The sequence below is a fragment of the Desulfothermobacter acidiphilus genome (genome assembly GCF_052073645.1).
Taxonomy (GTDB): Bacteria; Bacillota; Desulfotomaculia; order Desulfotomaculales; family Ammonificaceae; genus Desulfothermobacter; species Desulfothermobacter acidiphilus.
In genome coordinates, this window is sequence record NZ_CM125440.1 from 1,743,394 (window position 1) to 1,764,359 (window position 20,966).

Sequence of the window (20,966 nt, forward strand, 5' to 3'; positions counted from 1 at the left end):
CCTGGAGCCCCTGGATCTTCCCTGTCAGGTCTCTTACGTTGCAGAACCTTCCCCGACGACAAGGGGACTGAAAGTCCTGGCGCACCCTGTCCAGGTGCTCTGCGAGGGCGGTTGCAGAACCTTCCCCGACGACAAGGGGACTGAAAGATTCCCAGCTGGTCACGGCGAAGCAGGCCAGTCCAACCAGTTGCAGAACCTTCCCCGACGACAAGGGGACTGAAAGGCCCGATCCAGCGCCCCGGCCACCCGCTTGTGCTCCTCGTTGCAGAACCTTCCCCGACGACAAGGGGACTGAAAGTTCCGTCTGTGCGCCCGTATCGGAAATTATCAGAACGAGTTGCAGAACCTTCCCCGACGACAAGGGGACTGAAAGGCTTCGCAAGTTCTGTCTGGCTTAGACCCTTCCTGAGCGTTGCAGAACCTTCCCCGACGACAAGGGGACTGAAAGGGTAGTACCCCTGGCGGCAGACATTGAACCCTTCCGGGGTTGCAGAACCTTCCCCGACGAGGCGGTTAAAGCGGGTCGCGCCAAGTGACCATAACGCCCTGGTGGTAAAGACCCCGCACGAAACACTCCACGCATAAGCGGCAACCGGTGAAGACGTGAGTATGAACGCTGCGCCCTCCTACCGCCGCCGTTCGGCCCGGATAAATCCTGCCCAGCGCCGCCGCAGGAAGCTCGCTGAAAAGCCCGGAAAAAGGGTAAGGTTTTCCCGGCCGGTCTTCGCGGTAGTAGGCCAGGCCAGGAGGATAAGTCCACGCGGTGAAGTGCTGCCCGGTGAAGAGGGCCAGGTACTGGGGGAAGTCGGCGGTTATGTAGCGGTACCAGCCGCAAGTGTTAGCCACCGGGCGAAAGGGCCAGGGGAAGGCGTCCGTCCCCATTCCCTCCAGCAAAACCAGCAGTATCCGCTGGCCCCGCCGCAGGAGCTCCAGCAGGGTCGGGGCCAAGTCCACCAGCGAATTGATTCTTTCTCCCAGCTCGGCAGGGCCAGTCAAGGGGATGAAAGCGGGACCCTCCGGCGCCAGGTAAGCCGGGCGAGGGCTGCTTCCCAGCGCCCGCAGGCAGAAACCCTCCTGGGCCAGGATCAGGTGGTCGGGGAAGCGCTGGTAAAAAGCGGGGTGACCGCCAAATTCGTTCTGGAACTCCTCCCGCGCCACCACCCTCTCTATCCCCACCGCGCGCCGCAAAAGCTCCAGGTCTTCGGAGGTTGGGAGAAAAAGACCGGCTTGGCGCGCCAGCGGACCAGCCGCCACCGCCAGCCCCTCCAGTGATGATAAGAGCTCCACCTCCCCCCGGCAAGGAAGCATCCCGCCCAGCCCCACCAGGACCGGTTCTAGAGAAGTGGAGGACAGCAACCGCTCCACTTCCCCCCGGGTTCTCACCACCCGCTCCTCCCAGGCGCCCTTTCCTTCCGGGTGGAAGGCAGCCCAATAGGGAGAGGCGTAAATCGCTACCAGCAATTCCGGGGCGTAATCCCGCTCCAGCGCCAGGGCCATCTCGGTGACCCAAGTGGCGGAAGCGGGGTCGAGGTCTCCTGGATAGGGGTACCGGGCGGCTAGATCCCGGACCAACTCCGGCGCTTCCTCCCCCTCCAGCGCACGCCCTTCCTCCAGTGTTAGCAACTCCTGCCAGTCCCCCACGTCGATGAGCGCCTTCACTTTTCGCCCTCCTCCCCTGGGGCCATGATAACAGGTACCGGACAGCCGCAGCGGGGGCAGGAGTTTCCCCGGAGGCGCATTTCCTGCAGCCTAGCCCCGCACCCCCCTAAACTTACCCGAACAATGAGCTCGATCCCACAGCAGGGGCAAAGGGTGCTTACCCAGCGAGAGCCGGGGAAATTGCCCAGGTAGGTAAAAGGCAAGATTTTCCGCAGCTCTTTCAGCCGGCGCTGCAAGCGATCCACCCGGGGACGAGGCCAGTCGGCCAGGCGGTGCTCGGGCTGCAAGCGCAGGAGGTGCCAGGGTAGGTGGGGAGCCAGGGAACGCAGGAAGGAAGCCATCGCTTCCAGTTCGGCGTGGTTTATCTCTTCCGCTACCGGAGTGGTCACCTCCAGATGGGTAAGGCCGGATAAAAGTTCCAAGTTGCGCCGCACCACCCGCGCCAAAGTAACCCCCAGCCAGCGGCGAGCAAGGGTCTCGTCCAGCAACTTAAGGCTTGCGTTGACGAAATCCAATGCTTCCCCCAGCGCCCGCGTGGCCATTTCGGTGCCGTAGCCGTTGGTCAAAGCCCCCACCCAAAGACCAGCGGCGCGGGCTTTTGCCGCCGTCTCCAGCAAGGAAGGCAAGGAGACCAGAGGTTCGTTCAAAGCCCAGACCACCGCATGGCAGCCGCTCTGCCGCGCCAGAGCCACCGCCCGCTCCGGGGAAAGGTGATGAGGGAGGGAGGTGGCGGGGTTAGCCCGGGCGGCGTAAAAATTCAGGCAATAGGCGCAGTCGAGATTACAGCCTACCCCTCCGAGAACCAGCACCCGCGCCCCGGGGTGAAAATGGAACACCGGCAGCGATTCGATGGTGCTCACCCAAGCCGCGGCGTAGCGGTGAGGATAGAGCTCCACCACTCCGGCGGAGGTGGCGGCGTAGCGGCCGCAAAACCCCCCTTCCGGGCCGAGAAGACAGCGGCGTTCACAGTAAGGGCATTCCCAGACCGTCAATCCAGCTTTCCCCCTAGATCGGTGAAAGAGCGGCCGTAAAACTCTTGATAGAACCGATTAGCTTCCTGGAGCGGATCGAGTTGGGGAAAGAGCTCAGGGTGCAGGGTTTTGGCCAGCCAGATAAGACCCAGAACGTTCTGAGGGGCGGGCCAATCCCAGGGAGTGAGGTTCGAGGGGAACCACATAACTTTGTGGTTCTTAACCGCTTTCAAGGTTTGAAAGCGGGGATCGGCGCAAATCTCCTGAGGAGTGATCTTCCCCACCCAACCATAGCGCGGCACCAAAATGAAGTCCGGGTTCCACTGTATCAGCTGCTCCGCCGAAACCGACACCCACCCGCCGCGCAGCCCGGCAGCTACATTTCTCCCGCCAGCCATGGCGATAAGATCGTTCTGGTACATATCACCCGCCGCCGCTTTGAGAATGTCGGTGCCGGCGAAATAAACCGTGGGGCGATCGGCATCGGATAAGCTCTTGGTTTTAGCCTCAATCTGGTTCATAACATCCCGGTAGAAGGACACAAACCTCTGCGCCCGCTGTTCTTGCCCAAAAAGGCGCCCCAGGTTTTCCATAGTGCTCATAACTTGTTCGGGGGTTTCCGCCACTACGGCGAAAACTTTCAACCCCCGGGAACTTAATTCGTTCACCATCTTAGCGTCACGCCCCTTTACCAGCACCAGATCCGGCTTCAGAGCCAGGAGACTTTCGACGTTGACCGCCCCTTTCTCCCCTCCCACCCGGGGCAACTTCTCGAGCTCGGGAGCCAGCTTAAGGAAAAAGGGCTCCTTACTCCCCACTCCATCGCTGGAGACCAAGCGATTTTGCACACCCAGGACAAAGAGGAAATGGGTGGCGATGGGGTAGAAAGAAACCACCCGGTTCACCGGACCGTTTACCTCCACCTGGCGGCCCAGGCCATCGCTGGCCACAATGGCGGCCGGGGCGCTTGAACCCGTAGGTGTTCCCCGGCCCCAGCAGCCTCCTACCAGAGCCCCCAGCAACGCTATTAAGGCCAGCACCGCCCCGATTTTCTTACCCTTCATAATTCCACCTCCAGAGAAATTTCACATTAGGGGAATGCAGATTCGGGCCTCCCCCGCCCCGTCCAGTTGCACCCGCACGATGCGAGCTTTTACCCGGTAGAGCCGAGCCAGACTCTCCTCGGTTATCACCTCCCCCGGCGGGCCATATCCGACCACCTCACCCCCCCGCAACAGGAGCACCCGGTGACCATAAAGCAAGGCGTGGTCGGGAAAGTGAGTGGTCATAAGGATGGCCAGACCGGAAGCGGCCAGGCGCCGCAGATTCTGCAATACCATGAACTGGTTGCCGAAATCTAGCGAAGCGGTGGGCTCGTCCAGCAACAAGATGCGAGGGCATTGGGCTAGGGCGCGGGCAATAAGAACCAGCTGCCGCTCCCCTCCGCTGATCTCGGTGTAGGGGCGCTCCTCCAGATGGGCTATGCCCAGTTCCCGCAGCAGGTGGCGGGCCAGAGCTAAGTCCTCGTCCCGGGGGGAAGCCAGGGCACTGAGGTGAGGGGTGCGCCCCATAAGCACCACCTCCAGCACCCGGAAGGGGAAAGGGGGAAGGTGATTCTGGGGCACGTAGCCCATGGTCTGAGCTAGAAAGCGGCGCGCCCGGTAATTCAGTCTCGTCCCGTTTAGCCTCACCTCCCCTCCGAGCGGGGGCAGAAGGCCCAGCACCGTCTTCAGCAGTGTGGTCTTGCCCGAGCCGTTGGGCCCCAGGAGACAGATTATTTCCCCGGCTTCCAGAGCGAAACTCACCCCCTGCACCCGGACCCGACCCCCATAGCCGCAGGCGAGCTCCTTCACTTCCAGCTTCACGCCCATCCCCTCCGCGCGTGCAGCAGCAACCAGAAAAAGAAGGGAGCTCCCACCAGAGAAGTAAGGATGCTCAAGGGTATTTCCGCGACGCTGAGGCTGCGGGCCAAATCGTCCACCAGAAGGAGGTAACTGCTCCCCAGAAGGAGCGAGGCCGGGAGCAAGCGCCGGTAATCGGGTCCCACCAGGATGCGGGCCAAATGCGGAATCACCAGCCCCACCCAGCCGATCATCCCGCTTACCGCCACGGTGGCCGCGGTAGCCAGGGTGGAGCAAAACACCACCAGCAGCCGCAACCCGGCGGTGTTCAGGCCCAGAGCTCGCGCCTCTTCCTCCCCCAGAGAAAGCACGTTCAGCCGCCAGCGCAGAAGGAAAAGAGGGAGGACGCCCAGCAGCACCGGAGCAATCATCCATTTCAGCTGCGGCAAGGTCACCCTTCCCAGGCCCCCCATGAGCCAAAAAGTGATGGCCGGGAGCTGGTCATAGGGATCGGCCAGATACTTAATTAGCGCCAGAGCGGAAGAAAAGAGGGTGCCCACCAAGATACCGGAGAGCACCAGGGCCAACACCGGATCGTGGCGCACGCGGGAAGCTGCCAGGCAAGCCAAAAGCACTGCCAACAGCCCCCAGGAAAAGGAGGAGACCTCGATGGCCAGGAAACCCCAGGAAAGATAGATAGCGAGGGCAGCCCCGAAGCACGCCCCCGCCGAAACGCCCAAGATATCGGGAGAAACCAGGGGATTGCGGAACATCCCCTGGTAAGCGGCTCCAGCCACCGAGAGAGCCGCCCCGGCCAGCACCGCAGCCACTATCCGGGGAAGGCGCACCAGCAGCACCACGATCTCCACGGTGGGCGACCAGGTATGGGGCAAAGACCACACTTGCGCCAGTAGAACTTTCAGGAGCAGCAAGGGTGGAACCGGATAAGGGCCAAGAAAAAAGGAAAGGAAAAAGACCCCCACCAGCAGGACCGCCAGCCCCACCAGGGGACCGCCCGCCGCCAGCCTACGCAGAAACACCGCTTTGGAGAGCGGCGAAAGCCTGCCGGGCCGACTCCACTTCCTGGACCACGCCGCCAACCAGGAGCGCAAAGCTCTCCCCTACCTTTTCTGCCTCTTCACGGTCGTGGGTGACATATAGCACAGGCACTTCCAGCAAACGCAAAACGCGGTGAAACTCCTCCCAAAGCTTCTGCCTGATGGCCACGTCCAAGCTGCTCAAGGGCTCGTCCAACAGCATGGCCCGGGGGCGGGGAACGAGGGCGCGGGCCAGAGCCACGCGGCTCTGATAGCCTCCGCTGAGCTGAGCCGGCCGGCGGTCAAGATACTCCCCTAGACCCATAAGATCCACCACCTGCCGCACCCAAGCCGCGTCTTCCCGCTTCCCGCGCAAGCCATAAAGAAGGTTTTGCCGCACGCTGAGGTGGGGAAAAAGGGCCGGGCGCTGGGGCACATAGCCCATTCCTCTCTCTTCCGGCGGGAGGGAGGTGATCTCTTTACCATCCAGGAAAACCTGTCCCCCGTCGGCGGGCATAATCCCGGCCACCACCTTCAGCAAAGTCGATTTACCGCTGCCGTTGAGCCCCACCACCACTTTGATCTCTGGCCCCACTTGCAAGGAAACCCCTTTGAGCACCGGGCGCCCGTTGAAAGCTTTAACCAGGTTTTTGATCTCAAGCACGCTGTTTCCCCACCTTTCCCAGCCAAAGAAGGGAGACCACCACCAGCGAGAGCAGGATGCAGAAAGCGCTGGCCGTGACCGCCATACCCAGCTCCCCCTCCTCTACCTTGGTAAAAACGTAAGAGGCTAGGACCTGAGTACGGGCGGGCAAGTTGCCGCCGAACATGATGACGGCGGCGAACTCACTGATGGAGCGGGAAAAAGCCAGAATAAAACCGGCGAAAAGGGCCTCCCCCATGGTAGGCAGGGCCACTTTGAAATAGGCCTCCACCGGCGTATCCCCCAGGGTCCGGGCCACCTCAATGAGCTCCTTTTCCATCCGGTCCACCGCCGCAGCCAGAGCTCTGGCTGCCAGGGGGTAGGAGACGAAGAACATGGCCAGAACGACCGCCGTCAAGGTGAAGGCCAGCCCGGTGCTGCCCAGAAAACCCATGGTCTTGCGGCCGAAGGCCAGAAGCAAGGCCAGGCCGGCCACCGTGTGGGGTAAAGCGATGGGCAGATCGTTCATTAGGTTGGCCAAGCGGTAAAAGTAGGAGTGTTGCTTGAACAGGTGATAATACCCGAAGCCCACGGCCAAAAAAAGGCTAAGGGCCGCGGCGGCCAGAGCGGCCAGGATGGTGTTCTTAACACTCATCCAGAAAAAGGAGTCGGCCAAGGTGCGCCTAATGCCTTCCGGGTTGAGGTGGAAAAGCAGAGCCACTACAGGAAAAACTACCAGAAAAAGAAAGAGGGGCACGAACACCGCCTCCACCAAGTTACGGCGCATAGGGCTTCCACCCGTACTTGGTGAAGATGTCGATGTGCTGGAAGGCGTAGTTCATAAACTCCCGGGCCAGGGCCTCGTGCCCACCTTTAATCACACCGGCGCCGAAGATAATCTCTCCGGTGTACTGGGGCCCGATGATCTCCACCGGTTTTAGGCCGTAAGCCTGGGCCACGCTCTGAAAAATCAAGGTGGCGTCGATCTGGTCTTCCTTCACCATGATGGCCGCCTGGTTGACGGTAGGGGGACGGGCCTTGAGGTTAGACTGGATCTTGTCCCAGAGGCCCAGCTTCTTTAAGGCCTTTTCCGAGTAATCCCCCACCGGAGCGCGGGGGTCGCACACGGCCACGGTGACCCCAGGCTTGGCCAGATCCGCCACGCTTTTAACCTTATCCTTGGCTGAGGGGGCCACCACCAGGGCCAGCTCGTCCTGCAGGAACTTTTTGGCCTCGGCAATTTTCCCATCTTTCTGCGCCATCTCGATGTACATCCAGTCGGCGCTGTAAAAGAGATCGCAGGGCTGCCCTTCTTTGATCTGCGCCCAGAGGCCGCCGGAAGGGCCGTAGTTGGGTATCACCTTCACTCCCTTTTCCTGCTCGAAGCGGGCGATGACCTCATCCATGGGCTTTTTTAACCCGGCGGCGGCGAAGATCCGGAGTTCCTTGGGTTGGGCCTGGGGCTGCTGCTTACAACCCGCCAGCAAAGTCATAATTATTCCACCTAGCAGCAAGAGAGCCAGTAATCTTCGCATACTTCTTTAACCTCCCCTTAGGCAAAATTAAACCGACCGGTGCCTCCCGGTCGGCCAAAAACTACCATCTCCCCTCCTTTCCGCACCGGGAGGCGCACCCGTTTCCAGGTGCACCCTTTCGGCCCTGATCCCGTAGCCCTTAAAGCCTTAGGTGATCGGGCTCGGAGGGAACCTCTCAGCCACATTGGTTCGCCAAGCTTAAGTCGTTTCCCTGCCCGCCTGAACTTTTTTTGCAACCACCATGATTCATCACAAGCGGAAACGCTTCATCTCCTCTTGCAGCGCCTCAGCGGTGAAAGCTAATTCCTGTGCTATCTGAGAAATATGCTCCATAGCGGCCGACTGCTCCTCGGAAGCAGCTGCTACCTCCTGGCTGGCAGCGTTGACTTCACTGGTGGCCTTAGCCACTCCCTCCACCTGCCGGGCCAGCTGCGTCACGCTACCCAGGATAGCTCGGAACTGGTGAGCCTGTTCCGCCGCCAACTGCAGCCCTCCCTGGATGCTGCCAACACTCTGCTCCATTCCCTGAACCGCTTTTTTTCGTTTCTTCCTGGATTTCGCCGATGAACGCCCCAATCTCCATGGCGGCCTGCGCCGACTCCTCGGCCAACTTGCGCACTTCCCCGGCCACCACGGCGAAACCCCGGCCCTGCTCCCCTGCGCGCGCCGCTTCAATGGAAGCGTTTAAGGCTAGAAGATTGGTTTGCTGAGCAATCTCGGCGATCATATCCACGAAGCGGCCGATCTCCTGAGAACGGTTTCCCAAACTATGGATGGCGCTGGAAAGCTGGTCGATCAAGAGGCGTATTTTCTCCATCTGCTCGCGCAAGCTATCCACCGCCCGTTCGCCTACCTCGGCATCCCTAATGGCCCGGTTCGACGCCGCCTCCAACTCTGAGGTATCCTCGTTTAAACGGTAGGCCACCTGAGCCAGATTGTCGGCCACGCAGGCTACCTGCTGGATGCCAGCGGTCACTTGATTAACGCTCTCCGCTAACTTGCCGCCCGCGCTGGTCAGAGATTGAGCGGCAGCCGCCACCCGCGTTAAAAGCGAACGAATATTGCCTAGCATTTGCCGGAAGCTTTCCGCCAACCGCCCCATCTCGTCACGGGATTTATATCCAAGGGACACGGTGAGATCTCCTTGCCCCACCCGGGCCATATCTGCCACGAGCAATCCCACCGGAGTGAGAAAACGGTTAACCAGGAAGTAAAGCGCCCCACCCAACAGCACCATCGCCAGCAATTCCACCTGCAGCATACGGGTGAAGGCGCGGCGCAAATCCGCCAGCATCTGCTGGCGGTCGCTCACCACCTTCACGTAGCCCACGGTTTGTCCCTGGAAGTCGCGCAAAGGCAAAAGTTGCACCGCCAGCCGCCCCCCTTCTAGATAGGCTAGCTGGCTCTGCCCCCCGCCCAGGCAACCTTCAACCACCGCACGATCCACCGGAAAGGGATCGTTTTCCCTGGTACCCATCAGGAGATCCTTCTGCTCGTTCCAGGCCACCCCTCGTTCACCGGCTCGGTAAACGAAAAACTCGCCCCCGATCTGCTCTTTCCATTTATTGAGCAGGTCTTGAGTAAAGCCCAGGCCGAACTCGGCGCTACCCACGTGCTGGCCTTGGTAAAAGACCGGGGCCACGGCGCGGAAGCCAAATCCGGCCCTCCCCTCTTCCAGGCCGAAGACCATCTTCTTGGTTCGATTAGCCTCCACCACCGTGGCGCGAAAGGAGGAAAGGTCGTCGCCGTATTTGCCCGGCATATGCACACGCAGAAAGGATGTGGCAGGAGGCAGGTGAAATTGGAACTGTTCCATCCCTTCTTCTTTCACCTGTTGCCATATGGGCCCGGTGAGGTCTAAGAGTTCCTCGCGCTGGCGCTCGGCGAAGGCCCGTTGCACCGCCGGGTTATTGACCACACTTTCGATCGCCAGGCGCAGCCCCCGGTTAGTCTCGATCAGATAGTTCTCAACCAAGGCCTGGTTGGAACGGAGACGCGCCTGCTCCTCGTCGGCGAGCAGTTGCTTAATTTGCCCGTAGCCAACCAGCAAAACCACAGCAAAAGAAAGGGTTAGTACCAGTAAAAGAACCGCTAGTAAGCGCGCCTTAATACTAGAAAACACTAACACCACCCCGTCAACACATACTCAAAGCTTAAAACGATAATCGATACGGAAATGTAATACTTTAGAGGGTGGTGTAGTGGATGAATTTAAAGCCAAACAAAAAGGAATATGTAGGTCATCTGCAAGACATTATTTGGTCAGTTGGTTTACATAGGCCATACCGGCGCGGAACTGCTCCGTGTCAGTGCCGTCAGCCACTTCAATGACTTTTAAAGCCGAAGGAGGAATCAGAGCGAGCACCCGAGGGAGATCAATCTCCCCACTCCCGGGCGGGAGGTGATCCTGCTCGCCCACGGCGTCGTGCAAATGCACGCCGATTACCGATCTCCCGTAACGCTTAAGCATCTCATCTTGGCAAGCCAATCCCAGCACCTCTAAATGATGAGCGTGACCCACATCGTGCCAGTACCCTATGGGAGCTCCTGCAAACTTGTCTAGGATGAGCTCCACTTCCTCCGGAAGCGGTATCTCGTGGTAATGGTAGCGGTTCTCGATGCCTACCAGGATCTCCAAACGGGCGGCGGCGGATAAAACGCGATCCAGACACTGGTAAACCCGATCCAGATAGATCGGGGCCATTTGCCGCCGCCTCGCTTTGAGCCTTTCTCGCTTCGATTCCGCCTCGGAACCGCTTTCTTTCTCGCGCCAGGCGGCAGTGAAATCCTCCTCTTCCCTTCGCAAAGGCACGTAACCCAGGTGCAGCACCACGGCGCGGGCTTCCAGATCGGCCGCCTGTTCCAGGGTGCAGATGGTAGAACGCACAGCCAGCCGCCTCTCGTCCGGGTCGTCGGAGGTGAAGCAAAAAGCGTCCCCGCTGGCCTGGGGAGCCGCTTCGGGCAAAGGACAGAAGTTGTGCAGGCTAAGAACCCTTATCCCCACTCGGCGCAATTCCCGCCGGAGCTCCTCCCAAATGCGCTCCTTTATCCTATACTCCAACTCCACCGCCGGAGCTCCCACCTGATCTAGCCAAGATATAATCTCGCGAGGGTCGTTGGTGCGCCCGGTGATAGCGCAAGTAGAGACTTGCAGCAAGCTTTTTCACCCCTTTAGACGGCAGTTAGGCGTTTCACCCGGTTGAGATAGCCTTTAACGCCCTGGCGGAAAATCAGATTGAGGGTACCGAAGACAGGCCAGCGTCGGTGAATGCCCAGGAGTCGGCGTAAGATTCCTCCCCACGAATAAGTTTCTTGCAAGAGCTGGCGAAAACCCAAGTGCAGCTCCTCCACCGTCAGGCGCAAGGGACGGAAGACCACGTGGTTACCGTTGTATTTGGACCAGTCGCGCTCCACAATCCTCCCCTCCCTCTCCATTTCCTCGTAGAGAAGGGTGCCAGGCAAAGGAGTGAGAATACTGGCCTGAAGGAGATCGAGTTTGGCCCGGAAGGCGAAGTCTTTAATGCGCTCGAAGACACTCTTGTCATCGCTGTCCAGCCCCAGGATAAAGGAGCCTATGACGCCGATGCCGTATTGGTGCAAACGCTTAATGGTTTCCACGTAGCGCCGAGTGTCATTGTGAAATTTTCTCACCCGCTTTAGCTCCTCGGGCGAAAGACTTTCAAAGCCCACGAACAACCCTTTACAACCGCTATCGGCAGCCAGCTTCAAGAGGCTCTCGTCCTGGAGCTGGGGGAGGGAAGCTTGGCTCAGCCAGTGTTTCCCCAAACCTTTCAGGGCCTCGAATAACTGGCGGGCGTAGGCGGGAAAACCTAGAATATTGTCGTCTACAAAGACGACGATTTTCTCTTTTAAATGCGCCACCTCCTCCAGCACCTCCTGAACTGGGCGGGTGCGGTAGGTGCGACCAAAAAACTGCGTCACCGAGCAGAAGGCGCAGCCGTAAGGACAGCCCCGCGTCACCTGCACCGTGCTGGTGAGAATGTAGGCGTCTTTTTTCAAGAGATCGCGACGCGGGTTCACCCCACCGAGTTCCGGGAAGCAGCCCTGGGGGTGACGGTAAAAACGCTTGATCCGGCCCTCCCGGGCATCGGCAATGACCTGGGGCCAGAGCCCTTCCGCTTCGCCCACCACCACTGCGTCGGCGTGCTGCGCCGCCTCTTCCGGCAAAGCCGTGGGGTGGATCCCGCCCAGCACCACTGGCACTCCCAAAGCGCGAAAGGCCTGAGCTATCTCGTAAGCGCGCGGCGCCTGGGCGGTGGTGGCCGTTATCCCTACCAGATCCCACTCGGCGCTGATCTCCAGTTCCTCTACCGCCTCATCCACCAACTTGATCTCCACTTCGGGCGGTGTGATCCCGGCCACGGTCAAGAGACTCAAAGGGGGAAGAAGCCCTTTCCCTCTCCTCCTCTCCTCCGGCGGCCCGCTTAAGGGAGACACCAATAACAAGCGCATCCCGAACCCTCCCGTTCTTCGCTTATATTGAACTGGAAGCTGAGGTGGCTATACGAGGAAATGGAGGGTGCTACGGCTAGCGGCGACAAAGGTGTACAGCAGCATTTGACAACATTATATCACCTGGGGCGCCCAGCTACCAAAATATTCTTTTTTACCGAAATCAAAGCGCATCCCTACCGGAAACGGCATCAACCTATCCTAGAAGCGAGTCTCGGGAAGAAAGATCAGGAGAAGCAGAAGGCTCGCGCAACAACAGGTAGAAGAGAGGAGGAATACCAAAGGTAACGGCTGTGGCCGCCGCTACCGTCCCGGCATCGTTGAAAATGAAAGCAGCCAAGGCGGTGAGAACCACGCCAATCAGTCCGGAGTAAAGAAAGGGATAGCGGCGAATAAAGAGACGCATCACGCCCACCGGCCGGAAAAAGAGCACCAGCATCCCACCCAAGCCAGCCATGAGCACCCGCGACCAAATAGTGTAACGGAAAAGCTTCATGTTCATGGCCACTTTGCGGGTAACGATATTCCAGGCCTGCACCGGCTGGCTCAGAACCAGCGCCAAATTATGGCCCACATGAGTCTGGGCGGAAGCGCTGCGGAAAAAGTCAAAGAAGGCAAAGCCCACAGGGAGGAGGCAAAAAGCTAAAGCGAGAAGGAGAAACGTACGCCAGTTAAGGCGTACCCCCCTAAAGAGGAGGAAGGTCACGGGAAAAACCGCCGCTGAAGTTAAAATACCCCCGAATTTGGCCCCCCAGCGAGGGGTCCCCAGAATGACAGTAACTAAGATAAAGCCCAGAGCCACCATCAGCAGCACCGGGCGGCGCGGTTTAAGGCTGAGCCAGCAAGCTGCCCCAAAGATGGTGGCGCTGATCAACACCCCCATGTACTCGTTGCCAATCCCGTAAAATCGGGCACCCCCAGAAGGGTCATAGCTAAGAATGGAATGAGAGAGAAGAAAACAGCCGCTAAGGGCGTCACCCAGCACCAGCGCCACCGTGAAAGAGGCAAGTGCAGCGAAGCCCAGCAAAGCGCGACGCCGCTCCAAGCCAAGGGTAGCAGCGGTAAGCAGCGCCATCACCAGCAGCAACACCAATCCATAAGGTAATAAATTCCATAGATGGAACAGAGGCATCAAGAGAGCGGCGGCGGGAAACACCATGAGGCTTATCAGGAACTGGGGCAAGCCCCAGCGGCGAGCCACTTTCTGCTCGCCCAGCAGGAGTAAAAGTAAGGCTATCAGCAGAACCCCGATGGCGTAACCCAAATAGGTCTTGATGATGGGAGAGCGCTGGTTGTGCACGAAAAGTATCTGTTCCCTTGTCTGAGCCAAGTAGGAGTCCGGATCCTGCCCTATGGCCGCGGTTTCCATGGCCCGCCCCGACATGGTGGGTGGAACGGTTAAGCCAAAAAACTGCAGGACCGTGGGGGCTACATCGGTGTTCAGTACCAGCCCCGGCCGGCGGGTAGACGGGGAAAGCAAGAGCTCCCCTGGGGGCACCCCCTTCCCCACCATGGCGAGCGGGGTAAAGAGATCTCCCTTTTGCCGCGCTACCGCCGAAGGAGTGGGAGAAACTACCAGCAGGAGGTCGCGCTGGGGGTTAAGTTCCGCCAGCAGGCGTCCTAAGAAAGCGTCTTCGCGCTTTAGAGCCGCCTGCCATTCCCGCTGGAAAGTGGCCGGCTCGATGTAAGCGCGCAGACCGTCCAACCGGGAGGTATCGCCCAAATCGATGACGAGCAAATTGGTCCGGGGACGCAGTTCCAGGTAACTATGCCACAGGGCCTGATAATCGGTGCGCCAGCCGCCGGGGAAATAGGGATCGGAACGCAGCACTTCTCTCCCCACTCTCCCTTCCGGGACCAGGCCCTGCCAGTTCATGGCGATAGCGGCTAGGTAGCGTCCCGGCTCGCCTGGCAGGTCGGCGTTACCCAAACAGGCCACGCGGAATCCACCCTGTGCCAACATCTCCCCTAGCTCCCCTGGAACCACCGGGTAGGGGAGAGCAGCATTGCTCTGCCGAAGGCGAGCGATGGTGACCATACCCACCCCCAGGAGAGGGATTTCCCTAGAGGTGAACTGGCGGAAGGCATTCCCAGCTGACTCTCCCGATTTGAGCATTTCCTGAGGTTGATAAGCTTCTCCCGCCGCTCCGCCGCCGGTGGCCCTAGCCCCCGTGCCTATCGAGAGGTAAGTGTTGCCAGCTTCGCAGCTGCCACCGGTGGTGGTTTGCAAAAGCCCCACGCTGCCCCGATGGCTTAAGGAAGACAAGTTAGGATAAGCCGGGTTGGTGAAATCGCTCCAGCTCAGCCGATCTATAATCACCATGATCACGCAGGGCGATTCCGCCTCTGCCGCCCAGACTGGCGACGGAGCGGCAAGGGTCAGAGCCCAAAGACATAGGACCGTGATCGCCACAACCTGGTAAACCGCACTTCGCAATTTCGGCGCCACCCTCCCGTCCTGCCGCTACATTTTACTGCCCGCGTCGGCTTCGAGCAACCCCCGATGCGCCAAGGCTTCGCGGTAGACTCCCATCACCGCCTGCGCCATGCGCCGGGAAGAAAAGAGTTCCTCCGCCCTTCGCCTACCCGCTGCCCCCATGCTCCGCGCTTTATCTGGCGACCGGAGCAACTTCTCTAGCGCCAGGGCCAGAGCTTGCGAGTCACCGGGGGGCACTAGGTAGCCCGTTTCCCCCTCCAGCACTGCTTCCGGTATTCCGCCCACTCGCGTGGCTATTACCGGCTTGCCCGCCGCCATCGCTTCGAGCACTGCCAGCGGCATTCCTTCGGAAAGGGAGGGAAGGACGAAGATGTCAAGGGAGCGTAAAATGGAAGGAATTTCTTCCGGAGGCTGGTATCCAACCAAGCGCACCCGCTCTCCCAGCCCCAGAACTCGCGCTTTTTCCTCCAACTCCTGGCGAAGGGGACCATCGCCCACCACCAGCAACATCGGACGGATCTCGGGCGGAGTGAGGGCCAGAGCTTCCAGCAGGTAAAAAAGGCCTTTTTGCGGCACTAGCCGAGCCACCGTCCCTACCAGGGGCACCCCTGCTGGCAAATCGAGTTCGGACCAGATGGCAGGAGGCAAGGCTCCCAGAGAATACGGGGTGAGGTCGATACCGTTAGGTATGACTTCGATGCGCTCGGGAGAAAGGCCAAACGCGCGCACCAATTCCTCGCGCAACGCCTGGGAAACGGCGACGATTCTAAAACACCGCCGCGCTAGCCAGGACTCGATTCGGAACAGCCAGCGGCGCTGGCGCCATCCCTCCCCCCAAAAAAGGGAGTTGTGCACGGTTAGGACTTGGGCGGGAGCGGGGCGCAAGCAGCAGCAGGCCATGCCCCCTAGCAACCCGGCCTTGAAGCCGTGCAGATGCAGCAAAGGGAAGCGCTCACGCCGCAGCAGAGCTCGTAGCGCCAGCACGGCGAGTAAATCGTGCCCCGGGCGCAGGTTCCCCCGCAAAGGCAGCGGATAGGTGGGAATTCCCAGCGAAGCCACCTCGTCCAGCAACTCGCCCGGAGGACCCGCCACGGCCGGGAGAAAGAGGGAATAATCGGTGTAGCGCAGCAACTCCAGCAAGTGCCGGCGCATCCCGCCCGCTGCTGGTCGGATCACGTGGAGCACACGGAACCTGGTGTCTTTACCCGAGCAGAACTTCATAGACCGGAATATCCCCAGCCTCCTGGCGCAATTGCGCCACGGTTTTTTCTCCCTTCTGGGAGTGCAACTCCTTAACTCCCAGGTAAGCCTGCCAGAAAGGGAAAAGTTTTTCCCGCTGCCTTCCCACCACCACGTCCTCCCAGTTCTTCCCGAAGAAGCGGAGAAACTCTCGCTTCACTTCCTCCAGCGGAGCTCCTTCCGGCACCTCCACCCAGATACCAGCCACTTTCCCCGCAGCGACCGCCACGTGGGGCAGAGCTCAGGTGGGGGTGCAGAGATACAAGGATATTTCCCCGCTCTGTGCACCCAGCAGCCGCAGCAATATTTCTCTATCCCCCGTGCCGAAAACCGCCAAGCCGTGTTGCTGCGACTTTAAATGGGCATCCAACAGATCTTCGCAGGTGAGGGTACCCACCAGCCAGACTGCCATTTTCCCACCCCTTATTTGCGCCGGGTGGCCAACTCCTCGAAAACTTCATGCACGCCCACGCCTTCAGCTGCCAGCATTACTAAAAGGTGGTACACTAGGTCGGCCGCCTCCTTGATGACCTCGTCACGCCGATGGTTTTTGGCGGCGAGGATGACCTCCATGGCCTCCTCCCCCACCTTTTGCAAAATGGTATCCAGCCCTTTATCGAAAAGGTAAGTGGTGTAAGCACCAGGGGGACGGCTGTGCTTGCGATCCAGCACCACCCCGTAAACTTCCTCCAGGATATTGCTGCTGCAAACGCATACCGGCCGCTGCTCCGGCTCCTTTTTGGGAGCGGGCTGTGGTGGAGGGCGGTGATCTCCGTAAACATCGCTGGGGTCGAAAGCCGGTTGACCCACCAACGCCACCCGGCCATCGGGCTCAATGCGGTAGTGAAAACAACTTTTATAGCCCTCGTGGCAGGCCGCGCCGTGCTGCCGCACCTTTATGAGCAGAGTATCGGCATCGCAGTCGAAGTAAACCTCATCCACCTCCTGGATGTTACCGGAGGTCTCCCCCTTGTGCCAGAGACGCTGGCGGCTGCGGCTGAAAAACCAGGTCTGCCCGGAAGTCAGGGTTTTGGCCAGCGCCTCCTTGTTCATGTAAGCCAGCATCAACACTTCGTTGGTGCGGCTGTCCTGGATGATAGCCGGAATCAGCCCCTGGGCATCGAACTTGAAACGGTCAAGATTGAACGCCACTCGCTATACCCCCTCAAAGTCGCACGGTGATCCCTCTGGCGGCCAGGTATTCCTTCACCTGCCGGATGGAATACTCCCCGAAGTGGAAAAGCGAGGCGGCCAGAACCGCGTCCGCCTTCCCCTCAGTGAGAGCCGCGGCGAAATGCTCCAGCTCTCCCGCCCCTCCCGAAGCGATGACGGGAACAGAAACAGCTTCGGCTACCGCCCGGGTGAGTTCTAGATCGTACCCCTCCTTGGTCCCGTCCCGATCCATGCTGGTAAGCAAGATCTCTCCCGCCCCCAACTCCACCACCTTACGAGCCCAGGTCACAGCCTCCAAGCCGGTGGGGGTACGTCCTCCGTGGATATAGACCTCCCACCCACCCCCTTCCATCCGGCGAGCATCGATGGCCGCTACCACGCATTGGCGGCCAAACTCTTCGGCCGCCCGAGCCACCAACTCCGGATCTTCCACCGCAGCGGTGTTGATAGCCACCTTATCCGCTCCAGCCGCCAGCAATTGGCGAATGTCCTCTAAGGTCTTAACCCCTCCCCCAACGGTGAAAGGGATGAAGACCTTTTCCGCCACCTGCTGGACCACGTCGCGCATGATCTCCCGCTTCTCCGCCGAGGCAGTGATGTCCAGGAAGACCAACTCGTCAGCTCCCTCTTGGTCGTACACTTTTGCCAGTTCCACCGGGTCACCGGCATCGCGTAGGGAGACGAATTTAACCCCTTTAACCACCCGCCCCCGGTCCACATCCAGGCAGGGTATGATCCGTTTAGCTAGCATTTTCACTCCTCCATCAAACGTAGGGCCTCCGCCAACCTGATGCGCCCGTCATAAAGGGCCTTTCCCACGATCGCTCCCTTGACCCCCAGCGGAGCCAGCTTTCGGAGCTCCAGCAAATCGGCAAGCTTGCTCACCCCGCCAGAAGCTATGACATTGAGCCCCGGCAAGGAACGAGCGAAGTTAGCCACCGCCTCCAGGTTGGGCCCCTGCAAAGTGCCGTCCCGCTGTATGTCGGTGAAAACCGTCCAACGCACTCCCAAAGCGCGGAGTTCTTCGCCCAAAGCCACTGCCTCTAGCGCCGTCTCCTCTTCCCACCCGCCCACGGCCACCTTGCCCCGGCGGGCATCTACACTCACCGCCACCTTTTCCGGACCGAAACGAGCTAAGAGATCTCGGAGCAAGTCTCGTTCCCGAACCGCCGCCGTGCCCAGGACAATGCGGGCCGCACCCAGGGCCAGCAACTCCTCCGCCGCCTCTCGGCTTCGGATACCGCCACCCACCTGGACCGGAATTTTCACCGCCGCGACGATGGCCGCCACCGCCTCCAGGTGCACCGGACAACCCGAAAAGGCGCCGTCCAAATCCACGACGTGCAGCCACCGAGCTCCCTCGCTTTCCCAGCGCCGGGCTACCTCCACCGGATCGGAGGCGTAGACGGTGACCGCCTCAGCCTTTCCCTCCCGCAGGCGCACACAGCGCCCGCCCTTTAAATCTATAGCCGGTATTAATAGCACGTCAGACTCATCCTTCCGAAATTGGCTAGCAAGCGCAACCCCACATCCCCCGATTTCTCCGGGTGAAACTGCACTCCGTAAACCGAACCCTTCTCCAAAGCTACGGGAAAGGTAAAAGCATACTCGCTGACCGCCAGCACCGACTCCTTCTGCCGGGGAACCACGTAATAGGAATGGGCAAAGTAAAACCAGGAGCGATCGGGAATCCCCGCAAAAAGGGGCGAGGAGCGCTGCAGCTCCACCTGGTTCCAACCCATGTGCGGCACTTTAAGCCCTGGAGGCAGGCGGCGCACCACACCAGGGAAAAAACCCATCCCCTCCCCTTCTCCCTCCTCGCTGGCGTCGAAGAGCAGTTGCAGTCCCAGGCAAATCCCCAGAAAAGGACGCCCGCTGGCCAGCAACTCGCGCAACACTTCCCAGCAACCCTGCTCCTTCAGATGGGTCACGGCGGCAGCGAAGGCTCCCACGCCGGGCAAAATCACTCCTCCGGCCTGGCGCAGGCGTTCTGGCTCGGCTGTAATCTCCACCTTCCAACCTAACTTCTCCATAGCTTTGGCCACGCTACGCAAATTCCCGCGACCGTAATCCACCACCGCAATCAGATCAGAGCACCCCTTTGGTAGAAGGAATCGTATCCTGCCCCCCGGAGCGCAAGCGCACCGCTTGTCCCAAGGCCACTCCCAGGGCTTTAAAAAGTGCCTCGGCAGCGTGATGGGTGTTTTCCGCCGCCAGAAGGCGTAAGTGCAAGGTCAAACGCGCATTCAGCGCAAGGGCGCGGAAAAACTCAGGTATTACCTCCACATCCAAATTCCCCACCCTGGCACTGGGAAAAACTCCCTCCCAGTAAAATCCCCCCCGCCCGCTTATATCCACCGCGGCCAAGGCCAGGGCCTCGTCCATGGGCAAGATGGCGTTGCCGAAACGGTTGATCCCACGTTTTTCACCCCAGGCGCGATCCAACACCTGCCCCAGAACAATCCCCACGTCCTCCACGGTGTGGTGAGCGTCCACTTCCAGATCCCCCCTGGCCCACACCTTTAGATCAAAAGCGGCGAAGCGAGCAAAGGTTTCAAGCATGTGGTTAAAAAAGCCCACCCCGGTGTCCACTTCCGCCTGGCCGCTCCCGTCCAGGCAAAGATCCACCTTCACCTCTGTCTCCCGGGTTCGGCGCGACCCTTCCGCCCAGCGCACGGCTCACACCCCCCGCACCTTAATCGCCCGCGCGTGCGCCTGAAGCCCCTCAATCTCAGCCATGAGCGCCGCGTGCGGTCCCAATTCCCGGAAAGCTGGGGCAGAAAGCTGTAGCACACTGGTGCGCTTGAGGAAATCGTTGACTCCCAGTGGGGAAGCGAAGCGGGCCGTGCCCCCTGTGGGCAGCACGTGGTTAGGACCGGCCAGGTAGTCCCCCATCGGCACCGGGGAATAGGGCCCCAGAAAGACGGCCCCCGCGTGCCTGACTCTTTCCACCAATGGTGCCGGATCGGCTACCAGGAGCTCCAGGTGTTCGGGAGCGAAACGGTTGACGCAATCCATGGCAGTGTCCAGGTCGGGCACCAGCACGGCGTAACTATGCGCTAAAGACTCGCGGCTGGCGGGAGGAGATCCGAGCTCCGACCACCCCGCCTCCAGTTCCCGATTAACCTCCTCGGCCAACCTCCGCGAAAGAGTCACCAGCAACACCCGGGCCTGGGGGTCGTGCTCCGCCTGGGCCAGTAAGTCGGCGGCCACCCAGGCGGCCGGGGCGGTATCATCGGCCACCACCACCACCTCGCTGGGGCCAGCCAGTAAGTCGATCCCCACCTGGCCGTAAACCAGGCGCTTGGCCAGCGTTACATAGATATTACCTGGTCCCACGATCTTATCGACTCGAGGCACCGTCCGCGTACCGTAAGCCAGGGCTGCCACCGCCTGCGCCCCACCTATGCGAAAGAGGCGGTTTATCCCAGCCTCCCGCGCCGCTACCAGCACGTGAGGGTCCACCTTCCCCGCCGGGCCGGGAGGAGTGACCATCACTAGCTCTTTTACTCCCGCCACCCGCGCCGGTACTGAGTTCATCAGAACCGACGAGGGGTAGCGCGCTCTTCCTCCAGGGACATAGATCCCCACCCGATCCAGCGGACGCACCAGTTCTCCCCAGACCGAGCCATCGGGGCGGACCTCATGCCAGCTCTTGGGCACGTGCTTAGCATGGAAGTTGAAAATCCGGGTCAGCGCGCAGCGCAAAGCTTCCACAAAGGCCGAGCTCACCTCCCGGTAGGCCTGCTCGATCTCCTCCTCTGGCACTTCCAAATCCTCCGGGCGGAGATCGACGCCGTCCAGGCGGGAAGTGAAGTGGCAGAGAGCCTCGTCCCCCCGGTCCCGCACTTCCGCCACGATGGCAGCCACCCGCTCGGCCGCCTCCTCTGGAAAAGTAAAACGCCGATCCAGCACCAGCGAGATCTGGGGATCGTCGTGGGTCACTATCTTGAGCAAA

Annotated in this window: 22 protein-coding genes, 1 CRISPR repeat array and 1 riboswitch (1 of these 24 running past the window's edge); all 22 genes read right to left on the bottom strand. The window is 60.3% G+C overall.

Annotated features, from left to right (window positions below; translation table 11 throughout):
- A CRISPR array of direct repeats spans window positions 1–448; the repeat unit is 37 nt; unit sequence GTTGCAGAACCTTCCCCGACGACAAGGGGACTGAAAG (it extends 112 nt beyond the left edge of the window).
- A 65-nt stretch (window positions 449–513) separates the two neighbouring features.
- Window positions 514–1,659: a hypothetical protein gene (locus ACTLLP_RS08785; RefSeq protein ID WP_441058981.1), complete on the bottom strand. Its 1,146-nt coding sequence runs from the start codon at window positions 1,657–1,659 to the stop codon at window positions 514–516.
- Entirely contained in the window at window positions 1,656–2,651 is a 996-nt protein-coding gene (locus tag ACTLLP_RS08790) for a radical SAM protein (protein WP_441058984.1), read from the bottom strand. Before ACTLLP_RS08790 ends, ACTLLP_RS08785 begins: the two co-directional genes overlap by 4 nt.
- Window positions 2,648–3,694, bottom strand: coding sequence for an ABC transporter substrate-binding protein (locus tag ACTLLP_RS08795; RefSeq protein ID WP_441058986.1), 1,047 nt, complete (start codon window positions 3,692–3,694; stop codon window positions 2,648–2,650). Before ACTLLP_RS08795 ends, ACTLLP_RS08790 begins: the two co-directional genes overlap by 4 nt.
- Before the next feature lie 21 nt (window positions 3,695–3,715).
- Entirely contained in the window at window positions 3,716–4,495 is a 780-nt protein-coding gene (locus ACTLLP_RS08800) for an ABC transporter ATP-binding protein (RefSeq protein WP_441058989.1), read from the bottom strand.
- On the bottom strand, window positions 4,492–5,583 hold the full coding sequence (locus tag ACTLLP_RS08805) for a FecCD family ABC transporter permease (protein WP_441058992.1): 1,092 nt from the start codon (window positions 5,581–5,583) through the stop codon (window positions 4,492–4,494). The genes ACTLLP_RS08800 and ACTLLP_RS08805 overlap by 4 nt, the downstream gene beginning before the upstream one ends.
- Entirely contained in the window at window positions 5,498–6,172 is a 675-nt protein-coding gene (locus tag ACTLLP_RS08810; RefSeq protein ID WP_441058994.1) for an ABC transporter ATP-binding protein, read from the bottom strand. Before ACTLLP_RS08810 ends, ACTLLP_RS08805 begins: the two co-directional genes overlap by 86 nt.
- Entirely contained in the window at window positions 6,165–6,938 is a 774-nt protein-coding gene (locus tag ACTLLP_RS08815; RefSeq protein ID WP_441058997.1) for an ABC transporter permease, read from the bottom strand. The genes ACTLLP_RS08810 and ACTLLP_RS08815 overlap by 8 nt, the downstream gene beginning before the upstream one ends.
- Window positions 6,928–7,686 (bottom strand): molybdate ABC transporter substrate-binding protein, encoded by a 759-nt coding sequence (gene modA, locus ACTLLP_RS08820; RefSeq protein WP_441059000.1) that lies wholly within the window; start codon window positions 7,684–7,686, stop codon window positions 6,928–6,930. The genes ACTLLP_RS08815 and modA overlap by 11 nt, the downstream gene beginning before the upstream one ends.
- A 57-nt stretch (window positions 7,687–7,743) precedes the next feature.
- Window positions 7,744–7,865: riboswitch (molybdenum cofactor riboswitch) on the bottom strand.
- A 70-nt stretch (window positions 7,866–7,935) separates the two neighbouring features.
- A complete protein-coding gene (locus ACTLLP_RS08825) occupies window positions 7,936–8,169 on the bottom strand; it encodes a hypothetical protein (RefSeq protein WP_441059003.1) in 234 nt (77 codons plus the stop codon).
- Window positions 8,126–9,808, bottom strand: coding sequence for a methyl-accepting chemotaxis protein (locus ACTLLP_RS08830; protein WP_441059006.1), 1,683 nt, complete (start codon window positions 9,806–9,808; stop codon window positions 8,126–8,128). The genes ACTLLP_RS08825 and ACTLLP_RS08830 overlap by 44 nt, the downstream gene beginning before the upstream one ends.
- Window positions 9,809–9,940: 132 nt before the next feature.
- The gene (locus ACTLLP_RS08835; protein ID WP_441059008.1) at window positions 9,941–10,843 is read right to left on the bottom strand and encodes a sugar phosphate isomerase/epimerase family protein; all 903 of its coding nucleotides are present in this window, start codon (window positions 10,841–10,843) and stop codon (window positions 9,941–9,943) included.
- Window positions 10,844–10,857: 14 nt separating this feature from the next.
- On the bottom strand, window positions 10,858–12,159 hold the full coding sequence (locus ACTLLP_RS08840; protein ID WP_441059011.1) for a B12-binding domain-containing radical SAM protein: 1,302 nt from the start codon (window positions 12,157–12,159) through the stop codon (window positions 10,858–10,860).
- A gap of 196 nt (window positions 12,160–12,355) precedes the next feature.
- Window positions 12,356–14,488 (bottom strand): hypothetical protein, encoded by a 2,133-nt coding sequence (locus tag ACTLLP_RS08845; RefSeq protein ID WP_441059013.1) that lies wholly within the window; start codon window positions 14,486–14,488, stop codon window positions 12,356–12,358.
- A 135-nt stretch (window positions 14,489–14,623) separates the two neighbouring features.
- Window positions 14,624–15,817: a glycosyltransferase family 4 protein gene (locus tag ACTLLP_RS08850; protein WP_441059016.1), complete on the bottom strand. Its 1,194-nt coding sequence runs from the start codon at window positions 15,815–15,817 to the stop codon at window positions 14,624–14,626.
- Entirely contained in the window at window positions 15,798–16,043 is a 246-nt protein-coding gene (locus ACTLLP_RS08855) for a hypothetical protein (RefSeq protein WP_441059019.1), read from the bottom strand. The genes ACTLLP_RS08850 and ACTLLP_RS08855 overlap by 20 nt, the downstream gene beginning before the upstream one ends.
- 33 nt (window positions 16,044–16,076) lie before the next feature.
- Complete coding sequence (locus ACTLLP_RS08860) at window positions 16,077–16,247, bottom strand: hypothetical protein (RefSeq protein WP_441059021.1); 171 nt, start codon at window positions 16,245–16,247, stop codon at window positions 16,077–16,079.
- A gap of 11 nt (window positions 16,248–16,258) precedes the next feature.
- The gene (gene hisIE / locus ACTLLP_RS08865; RefSeq protein ID WP_441059024.1) at window positions 16,259–16,987 is read right to left on the bottom strand and encodes a bifunctional phosphoribosyl-AMP cyclohydrolase/phosphoribosyl-ATP diphosphatase HisIE; all 729 of its coding nucleotides are present in this window, start codon (window positions 16,985–16,987) and stop codon (window positions 16,259–16,261) included.
- 13 nt (window positions 16,988–17,000) lie between these two features.
- A complete protein-coding gene (gene hisF, locus ACTLLP_RS08870; RefSeq protein WP_441059027.1) occupies window positions 17,001–17,759 on the bottom strand; it encodes an imidazole glycerol phosphate synthase subunit HisF in 759 nt (252 codons plus the stop codon).
- Window positions 17,760–17,761: 2 nt separating this feature from the next.
- Complete coding sequence (hisA, locus tag ACTLLP_RS08875; protein ID WP_441059030.1) at window positions 17,762–18,493, bottom strand: 1-(5-phosphoribosyl)-5-[(5-phosphoribosylamino)methylideneamino]imidazole-4-carboxamide isomerase; 732 nt, start codon at window positions 18,491–18,493, stop codon at window positions 17,762–17,764.
- On the bottom strand, window positions 18,484–19,086 hold the full coding sequence (hisH, locus tag ACTLLP_RS08880) for an imidazole glycerol phosphate synthase subunit HisH (protein WP_441059032.1): 603 nt from the start codon (window positions 19,084–19,086) through the stop codon (window positions 18,484–18,486). The genes hisA and hisH overlap by 10 nt, the downstream gene beginning before the upstream one ends.
- Window positions 19,087–19,096: 10 nt before the next feature.
- Window positions 19,097–19,684 (bottom strand): imidazoleglycerol-phosphate dehydratase HisB, encoded by a 588-nt coding sequence (gene hisB / locus ACTLLP_RS08885; protein WP_441059035.1) that lies wholly within the window; start codon window positions 19,682–19,684, stop codon window positions 19,097–19,099.
- A gap of 3 nt (window positions 19,685–19,687) precedes the next feature.
- Window positions 19,688–20,965 carry a histidinol dehydrogenase gene (gene hisD, locus ACTLLP_RS08890; protein ID WP_441059037.1) on the bottom strand — a complete coding sequence of 426 codons (1,278 nt, stop codon included), beginning with the start codon at window positions 20,963–20,965 and terminating at the stop codon, window positions 19,688–19,690.
- Window position 20,966 lies beyond the last annotated feature (1 nt).